The organism is Mesorhizobium sp. dw_380 (assembly GCF_018588885.1).
Classification (GTDB): domain Bacteria; phylum Pseudomonadota; class Alphaproteobacteria; order Rhizobiales; family Rhizobiaceae; genus Mesorhizobium.
In genome coordinates this window covers 1-228 of sequence record NZ_JAFFIW010000174.1, presented here as the reverse complement: position 1 = coordinate 228, position 228 = coordinate 1, and the positions used below count along the sequence as shown (strand labels likewise).

The 228-nt window shown below is 68.0% G+C and carries 1 protein-coding gene; it reads left to right on the top strand.

Going from position 1 to position 228, the window contains the following annotated elements:
- A partial coding sequence (locus JT360_RS33425) for an AMP-binding protein (protein WP_214477765.1) occupies nt 1-228 on the top strand: 228 nt, incomplete at both ends.

The window sequence follows — 228 nt, the reverse complement described above, 5'->3', positions numbered from 1 at the left end:
TCTGATCGGGCTTGGTGTGAAGCCTGACGATCGGGTCGGGCTTTGCGTCGAGCGCTCGCCGGCGATGGTGATCGGCCTGCTTGCGGTGCTGAAGGCAGGCGGGGCCTATGTGCCGCTCGACCCGGGCTATCCACGCGAACGGCTTGGCTGGCTGGTGAGCGATGCCGATCCGCGTCTTGTGCTGGTCGACAAGAGCGGCCGTGCGGCCCTTGGCGAGGCGCTGTCTGG